Below are 22,373 nucleotides of genomic sequence, written 5' to 3' on the forward strand. Positions count from 1 at the left end.
AAAAATTTTTATCGGTATTAGAGGCGTTGTTGCATGGATCGTTTTTTTTTCATCATTACGAAGAAAAACTGCAAGTTTTGATGAAGCAATCCAGTAAAAAACGCTAATTTATAGCATTTTTTTAATTTTTTATGGATTGCCGCATAGCCTACGGCCGCTCGCAATGACGATTTGGTATCCATGCAACAAAGCTAAATACCGGTGTTAGCAAAAATGGGTGAAACGAGATACAAAATTTGGAGCAAAAGATACTTCAAAGTTCCACATGTCGTTATCATAATATGATATATGTGGTATTGCTATAACTTTTTCAAGTATTTTAATGATAGGTAAGGTAAATAAAATTGCATTGTGGTTTTTGCAGGATAGATTTTTCAAAGGTTCTAGATCTAATTGTTTCTTTATCATTTTATAATCTTCTAACGATAGATGAGTTACAAAACAATTTTGAGTTTCTTGATTTCTTGTGATGCAAAATCTATTATCCCAAATAACGGATTTATCCAATAATATTTTACTTTCAGGTAATTTTTTGCCGAATTCCCTGTATATAAGTAACTCGTTTTGTATACGATTAATTACACAGCCATGAAGGGTATTCTTAAAGTTTACGTCTTGAGTAATTAATTTCAAAATAGGTTCTACCGAATAAAAACGAGCTGCTCTAGATTGTCCACTAATTATTATCAGTAAAAAATTAATTATTTGTACTTTCACCTCATTTGAAAACTTATCAAATTTAACTAAATCAAGAAAAGCAAAGCCATATTCAAAAATTTTGACTGCTTCGGCTATTGCTGATATTAACTCTGGTTTAAATTTATTATCCAGTAAATCATTAATTTCAAGCTGTTGTAAGATTATATCGGCTTTAATATAATCTTCGCCTTTAGCTAATTTTTGCCTAATAACATTTCGTCTATATTTATCAGATGAATTTGACTCATCTTCAAACCACTTTATATTATGACTGACTAAATACTCTACTAATTCACTTTTTGGAATATTATATAGCGGTCTAATTATTTGTATATTATTATACCAATTAATATTACTGCTACTAAGTCCAAATATACCGCTATTACGTTCTAATCTTAAACAAAAATTTTCTATATAATCATCTGCGTGGTGAGCAGTTAAAAGTACTAATATATCGAGTTTTAGACATAGATTTGTCATCAAATCATAGCGTCCTTCTCTTGCTCTTTCTTGTAAATTAGAAAAATTATTTTGATGATCAAAATATAAACTATAATGCTTGCGATTTAGATTATTACTGATATTTTGGATATAATGGGTCTCTTGCTTCGACTGTTCCCGTAAGTTATGATCAACCGATATAACAGATAATTCTATATTATTTTTTTCTGCCCAAATGTTAGCAAGATAAAGAAGTGCTACCGAATCACTCCCACCGGAGACTGCAACCGCTATTTTAGATAAACCAAAATTACCTATTAGATTATTGATATTATACTCAAATTTTTCATATAGCATGGTTGAAAAATATTAGTATTGTTGAAAGTTATTTTTAAGGATATCGTAGTTAATTCGATAGTGTACGAATTATGTTATTCCCGCATAGGTGGAACGTTGTTGTATGGACACCGAACCGTCATTGCAAGGAGCGAAGCATTGTTGCAATCCAGAAAAATAGTTAAAAAAATTCTGTAAATCAGAATTTTTAACTAGATTGCCGCAGGAACGATGTTCGTTCGCAATGACGATAGAAAAAATTTATGCTGACTCAGCTAAATCTTCTGAAGTTTCAGTCTTTTGTTCGCGTAAATAATCTTGTGCTTCTGATTCTGATCTTGCAACAATAACCGTAACTATAGCATTAAGCTCTGCATGGAGTCTTATTTCAACTGTATAAATTCCGATAGATTTAATTTGTTTATCAAGAATAATATTTGAATGAGAGATATTATAAGATACATTTTTAGATAATTTATCGGCTATTTCTTTGTTAGTAACCGAACCGAAAAGTTTACCGTCATCTGATGTTTGACGGATAAAAACTAATTTTTGTTCTTTAATAAGAGCATTAATTTTTTCTACTTCTTCTCTTATTTGCTTATCTTTTGCTTCAAATTCGTGTTTTTGTTTCACTATTAGCTCTTTATTAGGCTCAGTAGCTCTAATAGCTAATTTTTGCGGTAAAAGATAATTACGACCAAATCCGTCTGCTACTTTGAGCATGTCGCCAATTTTACCTAATTTTCTTACGGGTTTTATTAATATAATTTCCATGTATTATGCCTTTATTTAGCTTGAAATACAAAAGGTAATAACGCTAAAATTCTTGCAATTTTAATAGCATTATTTAGCTTTCTTTGTTTCTTTGCACAAACGTTCGTGATCCTGCTTGGTAGCATTCTACCGCCTTCAGAAACAAATTTTATTAAAAGCTCAGGATTTTTATAATCAATAACAGGTGCATTAGGCACAGAAAGAGGGCATCCTTTACGTCTTCTAAAAAACACTTTTTTAGCAGTTTTATCTCCTACCTTGCGAGTAGCTGTTTCACTAGCATTATTACTTTTTAACATTCTTTAACCTTAATTCTTACAAATTTAATTATTAAGTTACATCAATTACCGGAGTATTCTCTGTACTCTGATTTTTTAATATCGGTGAAGGTTCACTACTAATTGAATCTGCTTTAATTGTAAGAAATCTAATGATATTTTCGTTAAGCTTCATTTTTCTTTCTAGCTCTTCTTTTACATTACCAGTAATATCTAGACCTAAAAAATAATAATGTCCTTTTTTGTTATTACCGATTTTGTAAGCTAAAGTTCTTAACCCCCAATATTCTTTTTTTACGATAGTGCCATTATTGCCTTTAATAATTTTAGCAAAATCATCAACGATTTTATCTATATCGTTTAATGATACGTCTTGGCGTATAATAAAAACTGATTCATAAAAGCTCATGATATATAAAAATCTCCAACAAACAAACTTTAAAATAAAGCTATTTATAGCAACTAAAACTATTAAATTCAAGTATTATCTTTAAAAAATTATTATTTCTTTGTTTCTTTTTATAAAAAGTTTGCTATAAACCCTAATAAATCAGAAAATTATTACAAAAGTTTTTAATTATTTACTAAATATTAATGGAGATTAATTCAGTGTTTGATAAGCTATTACCTGAAGTTTTAATTATAGAAGAAAAAAATAAAAAAAGTGTTAATATTTCTTTAAGTAATGATATAGAGAGAGCAGGATTTAATATAATTAGGGCTTCAACTCTAGAAAAAGCATTAACTTATTTCTTTAGTCAGCCGCTTGCTATCATGATTATTAGTGCAGAATTACAAGAAAATCCTTTAATAACAATAAATAACGTTAGAAAAATTAATAAATTTTCTAAAACGCCTATTTTTTTATAAGCCCTTTTTATCTGAGCAAATAGTAGGTACTTTAAAGAGCTTATTGAGACGTTCTAAGTCAGTTTTACAGGATAATATTATTAAATTTAAGAATATAAATATTGATTTAAATACTGAAAAAGTATACAAAGACGGACTGAATATTCGCCTAGGTCCTACTGAGTTTAAAATTTTGCGACTTTTTTTTCAGTTTCCAAATGAAGTATTTTCGCGTCAAGAAATAATAAAATTATTTATGGGAAAGTGAAGAGACCTTTAATGAACGTCTTATAGATGTTCATATAAATAGAATTAGAGAGGTCTTAGGGAAAGACAATTTAATTATTAAAACCGTTCGTTTTATCGGTTATTGTTTAAATAAAGATAGCGACTAGAATTTTGTTGTCAAAATTTTCTTTGTATTTATGCATTAAGTATGTTAATATCTATTAATTATATTTATGTATACTATAATATAATAGATTTTATTCGTTGCCAATTTATATATTTTATAACTAAAAACTGTAAATTTTATGTTAAGTAAACTAAATAAGCCTGCTTTATTTGCTTTAATATTTTATCCTATTTTTATTATATCTCTTGTAGTTAAATATTCGTTTGATTATGGGATAGGACTAACTGAAGTTATTTTTATAATTGCTAGTTATTATATTAATAATATTACCGTTGGGATTGGTTTGCATAGATTGTGGTCTCATAATGCCTATAAAATAAATAAATATGCCGAGTTTGTCTTAATTATGCTGTCTGCAGGAACATTACAAGGACCGGCTTTATCTTGGGCATCGAATCATTATAAACACCATAGATATACGGATCAAGACCAAGATCCGCATACTCCTTTAAAATTTGACAATAAATTTTTAGGCTTTATGTGGTCTCATATAGGATGGATGCTAGTCGGAAGCGGTAGCTATAAGTCTATTGATCGCATTACTTGGGCTAAGCACGGGAAAAACAATTTATTAAAATGGCAGCTAAAATATTATTGGCAAATAGCAGCTTTTATGAATATTGTCGTGCCTTTATTTATCGGTTACTTAGTCGGCGGTACTATACAATCGGCATATGCAGGATTTTTATTTATGGGACTCGGTAGATTCCTGCAGCAGCAAGCAACTTTCTGTGTTAATTCTTTATGCCACTTTGCCGGTAGTAAACAATATTACAAAGGTACCGCTGGAGATATTTGGTGGATGGCTCTATTTTTACTAGGTGAAAATTGGCACAATTACCATCATGCTTTTCCTTCAGATTATCGTAACGGTGCAAAATGGTATCATTTTGACGTTCACAAATGGATAATATTTTTAATGAGTAAAATAGGTTTAGCTTCAGAACTTGAACGTACTACAAAAGTACGTATACAGGCAAAAATGCAAGAAACTTTAAGCTATCTTAGTGAAAAACAAAAGCAAAAATTGACTTTAATGCAAACTAAAATAGATCATTTATTAGAAAATCTATGCTTAAAAATTAAAGAGCTTGAAGAATCATCTATTACTATTAAAGAACAATTTAAAAAATCTTTTGTAGAAATACAAGAATCACTTAAAAATTTAGCAGAGCAAGTAAGTTCTGCAACGCAAATAACAGAAAAACCTTCGGAAAAATTACTAAAAATAGTTAATAAAAAAATTATTGATGCCGAACAATCTATTTATAAGCTGTATAATCAATTAAATACCTTAAAGGTATCTAATTAGGCATTATTAAATAAAGATAAATATCGTCATTGCGAGCGAGTCTTATTGCGTGGATCAATTTCACCTCTGTTCATCCCGTGGCTTGACCACGGGATCCAGTTAAAAATACTAAAATATTAGTATTTTTTGTTGTTTTTATGGACCCCGTGGTCAAGCCACGGGGTGACCATTGGATTTTATCGATCCACGTAACAACACTACTTTTTTAGCCAATACCGGTTTCAATATTAAATGATAAAAATTTTAGGTATAGAATCAAGCTGTGACGATACAGCTGTTTCTATAATCACCGAAAATCGAGAAATCTTATCTAATATAATCATTTCACAAAATACAGAACATGCAGTTTTTAGAGGGGTCGTACCTGAAATTGCCGCACGTTCTCACTTATCGAATCTAGATAAAGCATTAAAAAATGTTTTAAAAGAGAGCAACACTAAATTAACGGAAATTAGTGCAATTGCCGCAACTTCCGGTCCGGGTTTAATCGGCGGTGTTATAGTCAGCTCAATGTTTGCAAGGTCGCTAAGCAGTGCTTTAAAAAAACCATTTATTGCAATTAATCATTTAGAAGGTCATGCTTTAACCGCAAGATTAACCGATAATATCCCTTATCCTTATTTACTCTTGTTAGCTTCGGGGGGACATTGCCAATTTGTAGCGGTTCTAGGGCTTGGAAAATATAAAATCCTAGGGTCTACTATAGATGATGCCGTAGGCGAAGCCTTTGACAAAGTAGCAAAAATGCTAAACTTAGCCTTTCCTGGAGGACCTGAAATTGAGAAAAGAGCAAAATTTGGCAATCCTTATAAATATAAATTTCCAAAACCTATAATTAACAGCGGTAATTGCAATATGTCCTTTTCAGGGCTTAAAACTGCCGTGCGTACTTTAATAATGAATTTACAAGAAATTAATTATAAAGACCGTCATCATTTAGAAAGCTTTAGACAAGATGAATTTAAGGAAGAGTCTGCACAGCGTACAAAAGTACATGAGTACAGGCGAAAGTCGAAAAATTCGCTTGTATCAAGCTTTCTAAATGATGATGTAATTAATGATATAGCGGCAAGTTTTCAGTTCACCATAGGAGAAATTCTAAGTAGTAAGGTACAGGATGCTATTAGAGCATATGAACGAGTTGTAAATGATTATTACGAGAATATAGATTATACTACACAGCTAAATTTAAAAAGCTTTAGACAAGATGAATTTAAGGAAGAGCCTGCGGAGCGTACAAAAGTACGTGAGCACAGGCTCTACCCGCAAAATTCGCTTGGATCAAGCTTTTTAAATGATGCTATAGTTATTGCCGGCGGTGTTGCTGCCAATAAATATTTACAAGAAATATTAAGTAATTGTGCTAAAACATATGGTTATCAGCTTATTTATCCACCTATCCGTTTATGTACCGATAATGCTGCAATGATTGCATATGCAGGACTTGAGCGTTACAATAATAAGCTATTTACTCCTTTGAATTTCTGTCCAAAAGCTAGATGGAGTTTAGAGGATATCAGTAAATAAATTTTAATATTGACACTTCTTAATTTAGTAGTATGATATGTAATTATCATGTTTCATGGTAATTATCTATATAAAAAAAGAGGTAAGTTTATGAGTAATAACAATTATGAAAACATATACAAAGCATTTAATTGTTTTTCAGAAGCAACCAATTCTGCCTATTCAGCCGTAAATAATTTTTTAGAACTACCTAATGTATTTAATAAATATCCTACTGTTATTTCTTTAATTTTTTCTAAAACAGCAAAATTAGACTCTAATATAACCAATATAATTAAAAACGGTGTTATTATATATGAGATATCAACAACCTTAATAGGCACCGTAAATACTTTTTATAAAGATAAAAAACTAGTCGATAAAATATTAAAAGACGGACAAAATGCTATTGATAAGCTTATTGAAACAACAACTTACTTATCGCCAATAGTTACAGATATTACAAATTCTTACTTAGTTGATCTGTATAAAGAAGAAAAAACCCTATTATTTGACTTACAAATTCCTAACTCTACTAGTAATGATTGTTATAAATTATCAGGTACTGAAAGTATAACATTAACTGAAATTGAAGCATATTAATAAGCTATAATTTTGCTTAATTCGTCATTATGAGCGACTAAAAAGGCCTTGTTGTATGGCTCAGTTTTATATCATTACCACGTGGCTTTGTTGCGTGGAGCAGTTTTTCCAGTGTCATCCCGCGACTTGATCACGGGATCCAGTTAAAATTTTAGTATTTTAAGTTACTTTTATAGATACCGTGGTCAAGCCACGGTATGACATCGAGTGCTTTTTTATATCCACGCAACAATGCCTTCCCGCATAGGCGGGAATGATATATGAGCCGTACACTTAAATCAATCAATTATCTTTATCCTTAGCTCTTCCTTTTCTCTAGCTATTTTCACGGTATTGCCGCTACTTATTTCGCCTGCTAAAATCATTTTGGCTAAGTTATTTTGTATTTCCCTCTGGATAAGGCGTTTTAAGGGTCTTGCTCCAAAGCTTGGGTCATAGCCTTTTTCGGCTAAATAATTTAAAGCAGATTCATCAAATTCAAGAGTAATATTTTGTTGTAGCAAAATTTTCTGCAAGGCTTCAAGCTGTATCTTAACTATATCATGAATATTATTACGATTTAGGCGATGAAATAATATAATTTCGTCTAACCTATTTAAAAACTCAGGCTTAAATACTGCTTTTACATATTCCATAACCTCATCTTTTACTTTATATGTATCTTCGTCCTCTTTCTGATTAACGAGTATCTCAGCACCTAAATTAGAAGTTAAAACTATAATAGTATTTTTAAAATCAACTGTGATACCCTGACTATCGGTTAATCTTCCCTCATCAAGTATTTGCAGCATAATATTAAATATGTCGGGATGGGCTTTTTCAACTTCATCAAATAATATTACCTGATAAGGACGGCGTCTTACTGCTTCCGTTAACACCCCGCCTTGATCATATCCAATATAGCCGGGAGGTGCTCCTATCAGACGAGAAATAGCATGCTTCTCCATATATTCCGACATATCTATACGAAGTATCGCATTACGGTCATCAAAAAGAAAACCAGCTAAGGCTTTGGTAAGCTCAGTTTTACCAACTCCTGTCGGTCCTAAGAATAAGAACGAACCAAGCGGACGGTTAATATCCTGAATACCTGCACGTGATCTTCTTACCGCATCACTAACACCTTTAATTGCCTCATCCTGCCCTATTACCGATTCTCGTAATTTCTGCTCCATTACAAGTAGACGCTCACGCTCACTTGATAACATCGTATCAATTGGAATACCAGTAATACGAGAGATAATACTTGCTATATCACTTTCCGATACAACTTCTTTTAATAGCACTTTATTATCCATACTTTCGGCTTCCTGAATCTTTTTCATAATCTCAGGTATAATTCCATATTTTAGCTCACTAGCTTTAGCGAGATTAGCGTCACGCTCGGCACGCTCTAGATCGATTCTTGCTCGTTCTAGCTCTTCTTTAAGTTTTTGGGCTTGCTGTAGTTTAGACTTTTCTGCCTGCCATTTAGCGTTCATATCATATGATTTAGATTCTAACTTTTCGAGTTCCTCGGTTAAATGGGTAATTTTCTTTTTAGAATGCTCGTCATTTTCTTTTTTAAGTGCTGCAAGCTCAATTTTTATCTGAATAATACGGCGATCTAGCTCGTCAAGCTCTTCAGGCTTACTTGACAATTCTATTTTCATACGGCTACAAGCTTCATCAATCAAATCAATAGCTTTATCAGGTAAATAACGATCGGTAATATAACGGTTTGATAACGTCGCTGCTGCAACTATTGCACTATCGGAAATTCGCACTGCATGATGCAGCTCGTATTTTTCTTTAATTCCTCTAAGTATTGATATAGTATCCTCAACCGTCGGCTCACTCACGTAAACAGGCTGGAAACGGCGAGCAAGTGCTGCATCTTTCTCGATATATTTACGATATTCGTCTAAAGTAGTAGCACCGATGCAGTGCAGCTCACCACGAGCAAGCATCGGCTTTAGTAAATTCGAGGCATCCATAGCACCGTCGGTTTTTCCCGTACCGACTAATAGATGCAGTTCATCGATAAATAAAATAATTTCACCGCTTGATTCTTTAATTTCGCTAAGCACTGCTTTAAGACGCTCCTCAAATTCACCTCGATATTTAGCACCTGCTATTAATGCTCCCATATCAAGCTCAATAATACGGCAGTTCATAAGTGACTCAGGTACGTCCTTACTAAATATACGTTGTGCAAGCCCCTCTATTATAGCAGTTTTACCGACTCCTGGTTCACCGATCAACACAGGATTGTTTTTCACGCGTCGTGATAGTACCTGCACGGTTCTTCTTATTTCTTCATCACGCCCGATTATCGGGTCAAGCTTACCGCTTTCGGCAAGCTCTGTTACGTCTCTGCCGTATCTCTTTAGAGCATCGTAACTATTTTCTGCCGATTCGGTATCTGCTTTTTTGCCTTTACGAAGCTGTAAAATAGCTGCTGCTAATTTTTTACTATTAATTCCATTATTCGTTAAAATTTTACCGGCTATAGTATTATCATAAGTTAATGCTTCAAATATACGCTCTATGGTTACAAAGCTATCCCCACTGTCTTTAGCAATGCTACTAGCTTTTTCTAAAACTTTAAGAGCTTCAGCAGAAGAATAAACTTGTCCCCCTCCCTCAACCTGAACTTTTGGGATTTTATTTAGTTCTAGCTGAACTTGATCTTTTAATAAGTTTATATTACCTCCGGTATTATTAATAAGGGTTTGAATTATACCTGTTTCTTCACTTAAAAGACTAGATAATAAATGCAAAGGTAATATTTGCTGATGATCGTTTTTAGCAGCAATCGATTGGCTACTAGCTATCACTGATTTAGCATGTGCAGTAAATTTATCAATATTCATATAGATAACATATTTTAATTAATAAAGTTAAATATTTTTAACTAGACTATTTTTATATAATAATTTTTAATTAAAATAACAAGAGATGAACAACTACATATAGAATTTTATAATGCTTTCATCATTAAAAAAACAATTTGATAACGATAAGGCGTTTTTATTAAACCATACAAAAGAATTTTTAACTACATCCGGAGTAGGCGTTCCTTTAGAAACAAATAGAGCTAAAATTGAAGAAGCTGTTGAAAAAGGCAGATTTACCGAGGCATTACAGGGTTTAGAAATTTTACGTCATGAGAAAACCGGTATAAAGCTTACTAAAATTGAAGGAAAAAATGGCGAAACTTCAATATTAATACGTGACGGTCGTAACAATCCTAATGAAAAAATTGTTTTAGGCACTGAAGCTTTTGAAATGCAATATTTAAACTCTATCAGAGGAGCGATAGACATAGCAAAGACCGAAAATAAACCTGAGCTTGTGCTGAAATTAAATAAAGAAGCAGTAAAATTTATTAATAGTTTTAATGCTTTGAATATGGAAAAATCACAAGAAAATATCTCAAAAAATATGCAAACTGAGATTGACAATGTTGCTGAATTGCTAGGAACAAACGGTATTAAAAATGCTCATAAAAAATTAAATGTTGCTAAAGATTTTCAAAATTTCAATGATGAGCTAATATAGTAACTTTGTCAAAAGTCACCAATTATGAGGGAAAAGAGCATATTGTAGTCGAAGCGGAAGTAGCTTTTAAAGGCTTGACAGAAGAACAAAAGCAAGAATATCAAAATAGAGAAGGTAAAAACTGGTATAATGTAATGCCTGAATGGGAGAGGAAGCTTGTTGATCAGTATGCTGATACAATTCAAAACGGTAGGCATGTTATCCCAACCCAGTTACGACAAATTGTTGGCATGAAAAATGCCTTTGAGAAAATTGGTGCAATAACCGACAAAGACGGTAAAAATTTTGAAACATTGCTTACATCTAAACATGCAGGCACATTAGCCTCGATTTCGGGTGATATAGATTCTAGGCAAAAAATTACCGACTTAAATGCACGCCAAGCCCAAGAATGGACTGAAGACGGTGTTACTCTTCATACCAATACATTAAACTCAGGTCCTATAGGAGCTGGTAATGATCCTACAATTGTTGATCAGACAAAAAAATCTATGGAAAATGTCGGTGGGAAAAATACTAATACTCCTCTTAATTTATTTAGGCTTATAGGAGTAACAAATAACTTTTCAGGAGTGAGTGATACTTTAAACAAAATAGCAGAAAATTTACCGACTGAAAAAGGAATTGATGAATTAAAAGCACATATTAAACCTAGAAGCAAATTTGAACGTTTTTTTAGGATAAATAAACCTAAAGGAAATGCAGTAGAAATAATTAACAATGCAAATTTAACGGATCAGGAAAAAGAAATATTAAAAAAAGCTGTAACATTAAGAGAAAATATTGAGCAAGCAGATATTCCTTTTAGAATATCCTTCGAGACAAAACTCCCTTTTATATCTTTTGATAAAGAAAATATTAATCTAAATATATCAGATGCCTTAAGTAATTTAACAGAAAAAATAAGACAAAATAAACAAGAAAATAAAACCACTAGTTTAATAAATTTACCTCAGGAAGAAATATTAACAATGTGTGCTAGCGGTAAAGATAGAGAAGGACTTAATGAACATAATAAAATATATCAAGCATTATCAAAATATACCGGTATAAAAATAACAGACATCGATAAACAATTACTTAAAAACGGTCATATTGCTCAACAAGCAGGTAGTATTTATGCAGGCGGTGCAACTATCGGCTGTTATGGAACAAAAAGCGAAAATAAAGCGGGTATTCCAAAAAGTAGAAAAGAAACACTTGCTGGTATAATGGAGGTAACGGCTAAAACAAATAAAATTGAAGACAAAAAAAAGATGGATAAAAAGATAGATGCAGAATATGAAAAAAATCATCCTAAAGAATCTATCGTAATACGCAGTGATAAGAAAGTTGTTAAACCGTTAACTAAATCGGTGTCACAACTTAAACCAAATATAACCCCACCGGTTAAATTTAATAAAAGTCAAAATATAGGTATGGAGAAATAATGTCAGAAATTGCAATTGTAACAGGCGGTACTAGAGGAATAGGTAAAGCTACCGCTTTAGAATTAAAAAATAAGGGTCTTACGGTAGTTGCTAATTTTTTCAGTAATTACGACGCTGCTAAAGAGATGGAAGAAAAATACGGTATCAAAACTAAACGCTGGAATGTTGCAGATTTTGAAGAATGCAGGCAAGCAGTAAAGGAAATTGAAGAGGAATTTAAAAAACCGGTAAGTATTCTTGTTAACAATGCCGGTATTACCAAAGATAAAATGCTACATAGAATGAGTCATCAAGATTGGAATGACGTCATTAACGTTAATCTCAATTCTTGCTTTAATATGTCTAGCAGCGTAATGGAGCAGATGCGAAACCAAGATTACGGTCGTATAGTAAATATCAGTTCAATTAATGCTCCAGCAGGGCAGGTTGGACAAACTAATTACTCTGCCGCTAAAGCCGGAATTATCGGCTTTACTAAGGCCCTTGCTCGTGAAACTGCTTCTAAAAATATTACCGTTAACTGTATAGCTCCAGGGTATATTGCAACCGAAATGGTAGGAGCAGTACCCGAAGACGTACTTGCTAAAATTGTTAATAGTATCCCCAAAAAAAGACTAGGACAGCCTGAAGAAATAGCTAGAGCCGTGGCATTTTTAGTTGATAAAAATGCCGGCTTTATAACAGGTGAGACTATTTCTATCAACGGCGGCCATAATATGATTTAAACAAATATAACTAATAATAGATTAGAATATGAAAGAGATAGTAGACCAATTAATCTCTGAAGGAAGAGAGTTTTTAAGTAAAAATGAATATGAAAAAACACTTAATATATTTACTTTAATTAAACAATATAAAGGTTTTCTACATGCCTATTATTATTATTATTATGAAGGCTTCACTTACTTATGTTGGGGAGAGCATACTAATAATATCACTGAGCAACAACCCCTTTACCTTAAAGCAGTAGCTTCATTACGACAAGCAGCTCTATATACATCATCTAAGCCTAAAGATACTGATTTTTTATTAGGAAAAGCTTTTTGGAAAGCAGGCAAATTAAGCGAAGCTGGTACTGTACTTAAAAAATATAAACCTTGCCCGGAGCATGAGGAAGAATTTCAGAGAATTCTCAGTCAAATACCCCCAGAACCTAATAAAACTAATAATTCACAGCTGCTACCGAGAGAAAATGATTTATCTAAGAGTCAATTAATTGTAAGTAATAATAATAGCGATTATGTAACGAGAGAAGAATATAATGAATTAAAAAGCTCTATGCTTGAACTTCGTCAAGATGTTACAGAAATAAAACTAACTATTGCAGACGTACAAAAAATATTACAATCTGCAAATGTTGGGTATACTGCAAATATAAACGACCAAATTAAAGAATTAAAAGTCATTAACCCTAAATTAGAAGAATATTATAAATGTTTTAATATGGCTTTACACAATGTATGTATTGCTGCTAGTGCCGTAAGTAGTGGTCTAGTAGTTCCTGACGCAGGGCATTTGGAACGTGTGAGTGCCTCTTCTCTTATAAAATGGGTTTGTTATCTTGGCGACATAGCAGCGTCCGGCTTTTTAAATCCTATTGCCACTGCTCTAATAGCAGTTCTGCATGATGCCGGTGATAATATGTTTAACTCTAAGGAAGAAAAAAAGCTAGTAGATGTACTTACTAAATTTTGTAAAATGATTAATAAACAATCTGATATGACCATACCTGTAGCACAAGATCTACAGAAATTAGCGTTACTTTTTGCTCATTTAAGGAGTGCAGAAATCACAAAACTTGATTATGCAGATACAAAAAATAGTTTTAGTAATTTTTTTGAGACTAAACTGCCGATGCAAAGTAAATTTTTTCGTTATGATACCACAGATACCAAAGAAATGAATGATAAGCCTATAGAGAAGCAAGCGTATAAAGATGCTATTGCTTTGATTAGTTTGCAGAGACCATATTAAGTAGTTCTAAATCGTTTTTAAACCAGATTTTAACTACTACAAAAGAGGGATTATACAAATCATGGGATAATGTAATGAAAACTACTCCCGGTAATGTAGAATATGATTTATGGCAAATAGAAAAGCAAGTACCTGAATCTGAAATAATAACTGAGAAAGCAAAAATCGGACAGCTGCGAAGTGTAAAGATATCTTGCGTTTCAGTTGATCTCTCAAAACCACTTTTGAAAAAAATAGGGTTTTCTTCAACCGGCATCAGAAGAGGGGTTGAAGATTTTTTTAATCAAAAATATTTTGCTGATAAATTTACTGAAGAAGAACAAGGTTGTTTTGTCTTATTTTTAGCATATAAAATATTTAGATATGGTAATAAGGCATGTCTCTAATATTTTAGTGAGAAACAGCCGGAGCTAATTACAAAAATTTTCAATGATTATCCTAATTTATTTTTTAGGAGAGAGGCAATTAACACATGTATTAAAAATGAAGATGGTAGACAAAAAGCATTAGATGCAATAAAGTTAAAATCGTCAGATAAATTTTTTAAAGATTGCTTTGACACAGTATTCCCTAAGGTAGATGTTGTTGTAAACCTTACATTCGAAAAAGAACCTAAACCGAAGCACGTACCTAATGAACCTGAGCTTGCATTTAACTTAGAGCTTATACCTTTAAATATAGACGAAAATGATGAGGTACTACCAACAGGTAATGTAGAAAATAACCACTAAATTTTTAAAATGACTAGCATATACCACATTCTTGACAATGTTCCTGCTATTTATAAGCAGGACATGGAAATAGAGTATGAGCATTTGGCTATGCAATTAATTAAGTCTGGTAAATTACGGATAGATACCGATGATTGCTGCAATTTTGCAAGATTTACCGAGCCTGCTCTTAATATAAGCTTAATGGTTAGTAAAGAAGAACTAACAAGCCCGCATTTAATTCCTGAAACTACCAAGCTTTTTCAAAATTTATATAGAAACTCTGCTTCAGATCAGAAAATAAAATCAATCTTTGATAACTTAAAAAAACAAATACAAAAGCTACAACCGGTTAAGAAAGAAGTAACCGAAATGTTGGCACGTCTTTTTGTTCAGTCGGCTCATCCGATCGTAATAAGGTGGCTTCTTCTTAATAAGACGGAAGTATTCCTTACCTATTCGCATAATATCGGCGATATGATGGATATGGTTAGCTGGCAACGAGTAGGCGGTAATAGCGGTATGCAAAGCACTAACGGCAAGGACGTAGCTATTTTTGTTTCATGCGGCGGTAATCCTTTTGCTGAAAACAATAAAGACTATCCTATGTACGGTAATGGCTGGCCTGCCGTTGCTAGGCTTCAGATTATCGCAGCCCAAGAGCTTGGGCATTTTGCCGATATAAAAAGAGATGATAACGGCAGGCAAATAACTCGCCATTCGGCTAATTTTTCCGGTACTAAAGCTACCGATAAAGTACGAATTGCTAGAAAAAATGATATAATACATTGTCATAATTTGCTGGGTAAGCTCCTTAAAGCAGGCATGAAAAAGCAATTAGATTATGAAACAAAGCTTAAATTTTATAATGCAAATAAAGTTAGCGGCTTAAAAGTTTATGCTATAAAATTTATGATTTTTATATATAAATTTCGGCTTTTAAATTATAGCAGTAGGAATAACCTAATATTTGTAAAAAAATTTAAAACCGATAAATATATGGCATTAATGATTGAGGCTATGTTTAAAGATATGCAAGCTAATTTATCGCCAAACGCTGAAGTGTATAAAAATAAAAACCCTGAAATTGAAGAAGCTGTAGCCTGCATTGAGGCACTCGCTAGAGTACCGCAACAAGCCGTAAAATGGGGATATTTAACTACCAAAGAAACTATGCATGACCTTTATAAAATATATTATAACGAGGTTATACCTTCTTTAATTACTAGCTATAATGCTGTCACCGGTGAAAATTATAAACGTGATTTTAAAAAACCAAAAAACGGCTTCTTTTCTAGAATCAATATCTTCAGGAATAAGAAGCTAGTATTAAAACCAGTTAGAGAATTGTAAGTATACTGATGTGAAATGAAAAGTAGTATAAGAAGGTCAATTTCAAAAAGAGCAAGGAATTCACAAGGCGAGGAGCGGAGCGTATACTTAATACGTGAGTACCGCAGCTCTTGTAGAATGACATAGCCAATTTTTGAAGTTGACCTAGTATATATTGCTTTTTTAAGAATTTAGTATTATATTTAATATAAAATTATATATAAAAAATGATATGACAAGCTTATCTATTACTCTACCCGATAATATAGCTAAAGCTAGTAATGAAATTGCTAAAAAGCTAGGATTATCTAGAACAGCATTTATTCGTCAAGCCATTATACATGAACTCAATAATCTTCAGTCTCAATTTGAACAAGACGATATTATAAAAAGCTTTAATGCAATGAACAAATCTAAAAAATATCTAGAAGAAATGACAGAAATCACTGAAAACTTAAATTCAGAATTACTAGAAGAAAAGGAAAAATGGTGGAGCAAAAAGAAATATTAACACGGGGCGGTATTTATTTGGCTAGGCTTGATCCTGCTAAAATAAATGAAGTTGGAAAAATACGTCCGTAATAATATTAAATTCACAAACAATATTAGATTCTATTCCTCCTATAATTTTTATTTGTCCTCTTAGCAGCCAATCACAACCGGAATTTAGTAATCTTCATTTTGAACTAGATGTACGAGATAATTTAGAGGTAAAAAGTTATGCACTAATAGAACATTGCAGGTCAATAAGCATAACAAGAATTATCTATCCAAGATTAGCACAGGCTACTTCTTATGAAGTAAATCGTATTTTACGTATTCTACAACAATTGCTTGGTGTATAAAACTATGGTATCGAACAATTTTTTTTAATGTCATTTCTGCAAAAGCAGAAATCTAGAAAAATAACTTCAATATTGATATAGAAGTTACATATTTTGATAAAATAAACAGATAAAAAACAAGTTTTATCGGTGCTGTCTCACTAAGTGTGTAAATTTCTAGGATAGGTTATATTAACAATAATATAATTTATCAGGAATAACATGAGTAACAGTAACCAAGAGAAGATAAAACAAGCAGTAGATTTGCTAATAGATAAAGATACTGATTTAACGAGTTTTTTTGCCAAAGACGGGATATTAAAGCAGTTAACTAAAAATATATTTGAAAGAGCCTTAAAAGCTGAGATGGATGAGCATCTTGTCTATAACAAATATGGCAGGATAGAGACTGACAATAGTAGAAATGGTGTATGCAAAAAAAGCCTAATTACTGAAGGTGGAGTATTGGAACTTGAAGTACCACGTGATAGAAATGCTGAATTTTCTCCTGTACTAGTGCCAAAGCGTCAGACTAGGATTAGATGGATTAGATCAGAAGATATTATCCTTATATGCTAAAGGGATGAGCCTCTCTGACATTAAGATTCAGATTCATAAGCTATATGGTGCAGAGAACAGTGAAAGCCTTATTAGTCGGGTTACCGATAATGTTATGGATGAGGTCAGGAGTTGGCAGAATAGGCCTCTGGAAGCCATATATGCTATAGTATATTTTGATGCACTTATAGTTAAAGTACGTCAAGATAAGAGAATTATCAATAAGGCAGTATATGTAGCTTTAGGTGTAGATTTAACCGGAAGGAAAGATATTTTAGGCTTGTGTATTAGCGAGAATGAGGGAGCTAAATTTGGTTAAATAATTTTACTGAAATGAAAGACAGGGGATTAAAAGATATCTTAATTGCTTGTAGCGATAATCTAACGGGCATGAGTGAGGCGATATCTGCAGTATATCCACAAACTGAGCATCAGCTGTGCATTGTACATCAAATCAGAAATAGTTTGTCATATGTAAGCTATAAAGATCGTAAAGAACTTGCAGCAGATTTGAAGCTAGTATACAGCTCTATCACTGAGGATGAAGCACTTACTGCCTTATCTGATTTTGATATGAAATGGGGCAAACAGTACCCACATATTGCAAAATCATGGCAAAATAATTGGCAGAATTTGATAATTTTTTTACAATACCCAGAAGTGATTAGGCGTATCATTTATACAACCAATGCAATCGAAGGTTTAAATAGTCAATTACGCAAGGTTACTAATAACAAAAGGGGTTTTCCTAACGACGACTCTGTATTTAAGACTTTGTACTTGACAATTGACTATATTACGCGAAAATGGAATATGCCTATCCAAAATTGGGGAGAGGCCATGGCTCACTTTTTGATAAAATTGAGTCAATCATAAATTTTGTGTAAGTATCTAAAATTCATTTTCTAATAATTCATATTTAAAATCTCCGCAAAGTATCTCAAATTGATTTAAAGCAAGGGACCATTCTCTAATGGGCATGGTCCATTTTTTTTGCAGCATTTTTTAGAGCCAGAAAGACGATTTTTGTAATAGATTTATCATCTGGAAAAACTCCCTTATTTTTGATAATTTTACGGATTTGACGATTTACCGATTCAATCGTATTAGTAGTATAGATGACCCTTCTAATTTCTTCTGGAAAGGCAAAAAAAGGCACTATTCCAGTTCAATTACGTTTCCATATATCAGAAATAACCGGATATTTGCTATCCCATTTTTTAGCAAACTCTTCTAATGCTAAATTTGCCATGCTCTCATTATTTGCTGTATAGATTTGTTTTAAGTCAGCCGTTACTTCTTTAAGATCTTTATAAGAAACATATTTTACAGAATTACGAACCATATGCACGATACAAAGTTGTACTATAGTATTTGGAAAGATACTGTTTATAGCATCTCTAAAGCCTTTAAGCCCATCAATACATGCTACATAAATTTGTTCTATACCTCGATTTTTTAGCTCGGTTACAACTTGCATCCAAAATTTTGCACCTTCATTTTTGCTAATCCAAATACCAAGCAACTCTTTCTTACCTTCTGTATTAACTGCAATAGCAAGGTAAACAGCTTTATTTATAACCATATTATTATCTCTTGCTTTTACCATTATACAGTCTAAATAAACAATCGGATATATCCTATCTAAAGCTCTGTTCTGCCATCTTATTACATCTTCCATTACTCCATCGGTAATGGTAGAGATAAGTTCCTTGGAAACTTCTGTATGGTAGATTTCTTCTAAATGTGATTGTATCTCGCTCATAGTCATACCTCGAGCGTAGAGGGAAATAACCGTATCATCAAATCCGGAAAATCTTCTAACTCCTTTAGGGATTAGTTGCGGTTCAAACTCACTATCTCTATCACGTGGTACATCAATTACTATTTTTTGACCGCTCTCGTCTATTATTGTTTTTTCTGTTGTACCATTCCTACGATTGCTATCTATCTTCGCTACTTTGCTATGCCTAGAATATCCTAATTCATGATTTAGTTCACTTTCCAATATTCTTTCTACTAGACGCTTCTTTAGTTGCTGAAACAGTCCATCTTTACCAAATAGCTCAGAAGGATTAGCTTGCGATAATAGCTCTTCTACTAGTTCATTATTTATATTTGTTTTTGCTGTCTCTTGTTCTAATTTTTTAGCCATATTTTCCTTTGGTTAAGTCGTTATTTCTTACAGTAATTCTTTATCTGCTTTTTTTTAACTTACACAAATTATATGACTGACTCGGATGTTCGTTTGTTATCTTGTTTGTTAATTCAGGATAGGCTCTAGCGAATTCTTTTACACAAGCGAAGTTTTTGCTAAGGCTGTTAATCGCTCCTAAACAAATTGCTTCAAAGCATAACGTTTTAGCTATTTCTATATTTTTAACATTTGCTAAAGCTCTTAGTTGTTTTGCTAAATATCTATCGCCTAAAAGCCTTTTACCCCTCAATTTCCTAAGATTGAGAACTTGCTACTCCATTTATATTTAGCAGCATTAATATATATTTTATTTAAGACTCTTTTTTGTATTTTTTGTTTAATTTCTAATATAACTTCCTCAAAATCACCTCTTTGTAATATAAACTCCCTAGTTTCGTTATTTTTTATAAATTCTGGGTAACTGTTTTAAGATAACTTCTTATAAATTTAGTATTAGGATGTTCTAAGCCTAAAGTTTGTCCATACATTAAATAAGCTTGTTTACAAAGTTCTATGGCTTTGTTTATATCTTCTGATTTTTTATAAGATAATGCAATTGAACTAAAAGAACTAGCAATACAAGGATAATTACCTCGATATAATCTTTGATATATCTTTAGTGCTTCTTCTTTATATTTTAATCCCTTAGAGATATGACCTAATTTATCATAAGCTAATCCAACATTATTAAGAGATCCTGCAATACAAGGACGATCGTTTTTATATAATGCTTGGTACATTTTTAAAGCTAACTCAAAATATTCTAGTGCTTTCGTAGTATTACCTAATTTATCATAAGTAACCCCAACATTAGTAAGAGAGTCTGCAGTACTAGAGTGATTGCCTCGATATATTGCTTTATACATCTTTAGAGATGCTTCTTTATATTTCAGTCCTTTAGAAATATTTCCTAAGCTTTTATAAGCTGTTCCAACCTTAATAAGAGATTCAGCAATATTAGGATGATTACCTTGGTGTAATCCTTCAAACATATTTAATGCTTCTTCATAATATTTTAGTGCTTTTTTAGTATTACCTAATTTATCATATACTACTCCGACATTATTAAAGTAGCTAGCAATATAGATATGATTGTTTTGATATAACGATTGCACTATTTCTAAAGCTTTTTTGTAATATTTTAATGAATCCATAAACTTACATAGTACACATTCGTTATATTTTCCTATTTTTTGAGATAAGTTTGCTTTTATAAGCTTATAGATTTTAATATCATCGTTTTATATTTTTATTATATGTGGATAAAGTAATTTAGCATTTTCCCAGTCTTCGTTTGGAACATCTGTTAAATAAGGAAATAAACTGTCTACAGCTTCAGCTAGGCTTGTATAAATTTTTTGTTTGTCTATTGCATGTTCTTTATGTTTATCTACATATCTTTTTACTGTAGACTGCACTAACCTATGTAATTGTAAGCCGGTTTGTCCATTTTGATATGTTAAATTCATTAATGATAATTCTTCTAACCTTTTTATAGGTTCTTGTAGCTTTTCTTCATCTATCAGAAATAATTCTTTGAAAATATCGATGCTAATAAAATCAGGATCTAAATATGCCGAATATTGTAATATCTGCCAAGCTACCGGCGATTTTTCTAATGATTGCAATAATAAAACCGTTCCTGGATGATCATCTTCACTATCTTGCAAATAGTTAATATAATCATTTACTTTAAGTAGTTTATTTTCTTTTAAATATGCTACTGCTTTAGATAAGCTATACGGTAATATAAAACCATCTTCACTGCTAAGTTCTGCTAATAAATTACTAATATCTTGTTCATTCAACCTATCTTTTAAAGATTCAACTAAATATAAAATTGCTTCGTTTTTGCTAAAAGGTTCTAATATAATATTTTCTATATCTTCGCTTAATTTATTATTTTTAGTAGTAATTATTACTTGTGTTTTATCTTTATATATGTTTTTTATTCCATTAAGATAAGGTGTAATATCTTTATATTCTTCCACATTATCAAAAATAAATAACATATTTGAATTTAAATTAGCAATTTTATTACAGACTAATCTTATTATAATCTCTTCTTCTTTTTCTTCTCTTACGTTAATACCAAGCTCCTCAGCAAGTTGTCTATATGCTCCGTTAATTTTGCTTGAGGAATCTGCATTAATAAAACGTACTATTTTCTTTGCTTTATCTCTTTGTTTACGACCATATTCTATAGCTATAGTAGTTTTACCTGTTCCGGCATAAGCACTAACTGTTACAAATCGTTTTTTGTTTAAAGTTTCTTCTATTTTTTGTAATATTTCATTACGGACAATCAAATTATAAGTTGATAAAGGCGGTAAGTTACTAATTATATTTTCTGTAACTTTAATTGATTCATTAGAAGTATAAGCATTGCTATTTTCCAATACATTTTTTGCTTCCCTACTTACTTCAATTAACCTTAAAATTTGCTCTCTTAAATCATTTACTTTAATATTAGGTGAGTTTGTGAATATATAATATTCGCTGTTTTGAGGTTTTATTTCATATATTTCTTTTATTGCTTTTAACTGTTGTTTTATTAAATTCGGTATTTCTTTTTTATCTATACTCAAT

21 protein-coding genes and 4 pseudogenes are annotated in these 22,373 nt (G+C 31.8%); 14 read left to right on the forward strand and 11 right to left on the reverse strand.

The features are described 5' to 3' along the window. Nucleotides 1-204: 204 nt before the first annotated feature. The 4 genes from tilS to rpsF all read right to left on the reverse strand — a co-directional run bounded on the left by tilS (nt 205) and on the right by rpsF (nt 2,940). A complete protein-coding gene (tilS, locus tag AC5587_RS08045; RefSeq protein WP_499162403.1) occupies nt 205-1,497 on the reverse strand; it encodes a tRNA lysidine(34) synthetase TilS in 1,293 nt (430 codons plus the stop codon). A gap of 240 nt (nt 1,498-1,737) precedes the next feature. Next, on the reverse strand, nt 1,738-2,253 hold the full coding sequence (gene rplI / locus AC5587_RS08050; protein WP_499162404.1) for a 50S ribosomal protein L9: 516 nt from the start codon (nt 2,251-2,253) through the stop codon (nt 1,738-1,740). A gap of 11 nt (nt 2,254-2,264) precedes the next feature. After that, the gene (gene rpsR, locus AC5587_RS08055; RefSeq protein ID WP_010420625.1) at nt 2,265-2,552 is read right to left on the reverse strand and encodes a 30S ribosomal protein S18; all 288 of its coding nucleotides are present in this window, start codon (nt 2,550-2,552) and stop codon (nt 2,265-2,267) included. 31 nt (nt 2,553-2,583) lie between these two features. Then, nucleotides 2,584-2,940 carry a 30S ribosomal protein S6 gene (gene rpsF / locus AC5587_RS08060; protein WP_499162405.1) on the reverse strand — a complete coding sequence of 119 codons (357 nt, stop codon included), beginning with the start codon at nt 2,938-2,940 and terminating at the stop codon, nt 2,584-2,586. A gap of 185 nt (nt 2,941-3,125) precedes the next feature. Here rpsF and AC5587_RS08065 point away from each other — a divergent pair, with 185 nt between their 5' ends. The 5 genes from AC5587_RS08065 (at nt 3,126) to AC5587_RS08085 (ending at nt 7,216) form a co-directional block, all read left to right on the forward strand. Continuing rightward, the gene (locus AC5587_RS08065) at nt 3,126-3,401 is read left to right on the forward strand and encodes a hypothetical protein (RefSeq protein ID WP_499162406.1); all 276 of its coding nucleotides are present in this window, start codon (nt 3,126-3,128) and stop codon (nt 3,399-3,401) included. A gap of 290 nt (nt 3,402-3,691) precedes the next feature. After that, nucleotides 3,692-3,775, forward strand: a complete 84-nt coding sequence (locus AC5587_RS08070; RefSeq protein ID WP_499163025.1) for a hypothetical protein — start codon at nt 3,692-3,694, stop codon at nt 3,773-3,775. Between the two features lie 138 nt (nt 3,776-3,913). Then, nucleotides 3,914-5,107: a fatty acid desaturase gene (locus AC5587_RS08075; protein WP_410527634.1), complete on the forward strand. Its 1,194-nt coding sequence runs from the start codon at nt 3,914-3,916 to the stop codon at nt 5,105-5,107. 231 nt (nt 5,108-5,338) lie between these two features. Beyond that, nucleotides 5,339-6,634: a tRNA (adenosine(37)-N6)-threonylcarbamoyltransferase complex transferase subunit TsaD gene (tsaD, locus tag AC5587_RS08080; RefSeq protein ID WP_499162407.1), complete on the forward strand. Its 1,296-nt coding sequence runs from the start codon at nt 5,339-5,341 to the stop codon at nt 6,632-6,634. A 90-nt stretch (nt 6,635-6,724) separates the two neighbouring features. Further along, complete coding sequence (locus AC5587_RS08085) at nt 6,725-7,216, forward strand: DUF5424 family protein (RefSeq protein ID WP_499162408.1); 492 nt, start codon at nt 6,725-6,727, stop codon at nt 7,214-7,216. Between the two features lie 151 nt (nt 7,217-7,367). Here the strand turns inward: AC5587_RS08085 and AC5587_RS08090 are convergent, their stop codons facing one another. Both AC5587_RS08090 and clpB read right to left on the reverse strand, forming a co-directional pair. After that, entirely contained in the window at nt 7,368-7,502 is a 135-nt protein-coding gene (locus AC5587_RS08090; RefSeq protein ID WP_410527637.1) for a hypothetical protein, read from the reverse strand. Further along, complete coding sequence (gene clpB / locus AC5587_RS08095; RefSeq protein WP_499162409.1) at nt 7,495-10,071, reverse strand: ATP-dependent chaperone ClpB; 2,577 nt, start codon at nt 10,069-10,071, stop codon at nt 7,495-7,497. The genes AC5587_RS08090 and clpB overlap by 8 nt, the downstream gene beginning before the upstream one ends. 112 nt (nt 10,072-10,183) lie before the next feature. Between clpB and AC5587_RS08100 the strand changes: the two genes are divergently transcribed. The 9 genes and pseudogenes from AC5587_RS08100 to AC5587_RS08140 all read left to right on the forward strand — a co-directional run bounded on the left by AC5587_RS08100 (nt 10,184) and on the right by AC5587_RS08140 (nt 18,463). Then, nucleotides 10,184-10,759, forward strand: a complete 576-nt coding sequence (locus AC5587_RS08100) for a hypothetical protein (RefSeq protein WP_499162410.1) — start codon at nt 10,184-10,186, stop codon at nt 10,757-10,759. 5 nt (nt 10,760-10,764) lie between these two features. Then, nucleotides 10,765-12,189: a hypothetical protein gene (locus AC5587_RS08105; RefSeq protein WP_499162411.1), complete on the forward strand. Its 1,425-nt coding sequence runs from the start codon at nt 10,765-10,767 to the stop codon at nt 12,187-12,189. Beyond that, a complete protein-coding gene (locus tag AC5587_RS08110; protein WP_499162412.1) occupies nt 12,189-12,914 on the forward strand; it encodes an SDR family oxidoreductase in 726 nt (241 codons plus the stop codon). The genes AC5587_RS08105 and AC5587_RS08110 overlap by 1 nt, the downstream gene beginning before the upstream one ends. Before the next feature lie 28 nt (nt 12,915-12,942). Beyond that, nucleotides 12,943-14,163 carry a hypothetical protein gene (locus AC5587_RS08115; protein WP_499162413.1) on the forward strand — a complete coding sequence of 407 codons (1,221 nt, stop codon included), beginning with the start codon at nt 12,943-12,945 and terminating at the stop codon, nt 14,161-14,163. Nucleotides 14,164-14,367: 204 nt separating this feature from the next. Further along, nucleotides 14,368-14,894, forward strand: a pseudogene (locus AC5587_RS08120) (hypothetical protein). A gap of 9 nt (nt 14,895-14,903) precedes the next feature. Beyond that, complete coding sequence (locus AC5587_RS08125) at nt 14,904-16,226, forward strand: DUF2748 family protein (RefSeq protein WP_410527069.1); 1,323 nt, start codon at nt 14,904-14,906, stop codon at nt 16,224-16,226. A 211-nt stretch (nt 16,227-16,437) separates the two neighbouring features. After that, nucleotides 16,438-16,716, forward strand: a complete 279-nt coding sequence (locus AC5587_RS08130; RefSeq protein ID WP_499162414.1) for a ribbon-helix-helix protein, CopG family — start codon at nt 16,438-16,440, stop codon at nt 16,714-16,716. A gap of 121 nt (nt 16,717-16,837) precedes the next feature. Beyond that, a complete protein-coding gene (locus AC5587_RS08135) occupies nt 16,838-17,050 on the forward strand; it encodes a type II toxin-antitoxin system PemK/MazF family toxin (protein WP_499163026.1) in 213 nt (70 codons plus the stop codon). A gap of 201 nt (nt 17,051-17,251) precedes the next feature. Then, nucleotides 17,252-18,463, forward strand: a pseudogene (locus tag AC5587_RS08140) (IS256 family transposase). Nucleotides 18,464-18,478: 15 nt separating this feature from the next. Here AC5587_RS08140 and AC5587_RS08145 read toward each other — a convergent pair. The 5 genes and pseudogenes from AC5587_RS08145 to AC5587_RS08165 all read right to left on the reverse strand — a co-directional run bounded on the left by AC5587_RS08145 (nt 18,479) and on the right by AC5587_RS08165 (nt 22,372). Beyond that, nucleotides 18,479-19,742, reverse strand: a pseudogene (locus AC5587_RS08145) (IS256 family transposase). Nucleotides 19,743-19,782: 40 nt separating this feature from the next. Continuing rightward, nucleotides 19,783-20,034, reverse strand: coding sequence for a hypothetical protein (locus AC5587_RS08150; RefSeq protein WP_499162415.1), 252 nt, complete (start codon nt 20,032-20,034; stop codon nt 19,783-19,785). A 154-nt stretch (nt 20,035-20,188) separates the two neighbouring features. Next, nucleotides 20,189-20,776, reverse strand: coding sequence for a tetratricopeptide repeat protein (locus AC5587_RS08155; RefSeq protein ID WP_499163027.1), 588 nt, complete (start codon nt 20,774-20,776; stop codon nt 20,189-20,191). A 51-nt stretch (nt 20,777-20,827) separates the two neighbouring features. Beyond that, nucleotides 20,828-21,010 (reverse strand): annotated as a pseudogene (locus AC5587_RS08160) (tetratricopeptide repeat protein); the annotation flags it as partial. Nucleotides 21,011-21,025: 15 nt separating this feature from the next. Next, a complete protein-coding gene (locus AC5587_RS08165) occupies nt 21,026-22,372 on the reverse strand; it encodes an AAA family ATPase (RefSeq protein ID WP_499162416.1) in 1,347 nt (448 codons plus the stop codon). Nucleotide 22,373: the final 1 nt, after the last annotated feature.

It is taken from the genome of Rickettsia endosymbiont of Hedychridium roseum (assembly GCF_964028255.1).
In the GTDB taxonomy this organism is placed as follows: domain Bacteria; phylum Pseudomonadota; class Alphaproteobacteria; order Rickettsiales; family Rickettsiaceae; genus Rickettsia; species Rickettsia asembonensis.